Annotated in this window: 1 protein-coding gene; it reads left to right on the plus strand. The window is 63.8% G+C overall.

What is annotated here, in order from left to right:
* Positions 1-126: 126 nt before the first annotated feature.
* Positions 127-1,115, plus strand: a 989-nt coding sequence (locus ABV518_RS22275) for an IS481 family transposase (protein ID WP_367771830.1), incomplete at its 3' end; no start/stop codon positions are given.

Here is a 1,115-nt window from a genome sequence, read left to right on the forward strand (position 1 = left end):
TGTACTGCCCAAGGACGTTGGTCGGGTGAATGTAATGGCTCGCCGGAGTCGTTGACTGATGGGTGAGGACCTCCGGTTGCACAGTGGAGTTGCTTAGACAACCGCTGAGGCGACCAGGAGGTCCTCATGTCCCACGCTAATGCCGCTCTGACTCCACGCCAACGTTTGCGCGTCGCGCGTTTGATCATTGACCAAGGATGGCCCGTGTCCCGGGCCGCCGAACTATTCAACTGCGCCTGGCCCACCGCCAAGCGCTGGGCTGAACGCTACGCCGCGATGGGTGAGGCGGGTATGACCGACAGGTCCTCACGCCCGCACCGGGTAGCGAACCGGACCCCTCAGCAGCTCGTCCGCAAGATCGTCCATCTGCGCTGGAAACAACGGCTAGGACCGGTCGCGATCGGAGCGAAGCTAGTTATACCGGCGTCCACGGTCCATGCGGTCCTGGTCCGATGCCGGCTGAACCGGCTGCACCACGTGGACAAACGCACCGGCGAGGTCATCCGCCGGTACGAGCACGACAGGCCCGGGGCCATGATCCACGTCGACGTGAAGAAACTCGGAAATATCCCGGACGGGGGCGGCTGGCGCTACGTCGGCAAGCAGCGGGGTGATCGGAACCGTGCAGCGACACCAGTCAGAACCGGCAGCCGCCGCCACCCCATCATCGGCACGGCCTACGTGCACACGGTCATCGACGATCACTCCCGGGTCGCCTACGCAGAGATCCACGGCGACGAAACCGCGGTCACCGCAGTAGCCGTCCTGAAAAGAGCCGTGTCCTGGTTCGCCGCCCGCGGCGTCACCGTCGAGCGGGTCCTCTCCGACAACGGATCAGCCTACAAATCCCACCTCTGGCGGGACACCTGTCGTGAACTGAACATCAAGGCCAAGAAGACCCGCCCCTACCGCCCTCAGACCAACGGCAAGATCGAAAGGTTCCATCGCACCCTCGCCGACGGCTGGGCCTTCAAACGCTTCTACGCCACAGAATCAGTCCGCAGAAACGCCCTCCCGGCATGGCTGCACCACTACAATCACCACAGGCCCCACACCGCAATCGGAGGCCACCCGCCCATCAGTCGGTTAACCAACCTGCCTGGGCAGTACAGCTA

This window comes from Arthrobacter sp. HS15c, assembly GCF_040812005.1.
Lineage (GTDB): Bacteria > Actinomycetota > Actinomycetes > Actinomycetales > Micrococcaceae > Arthrobacter.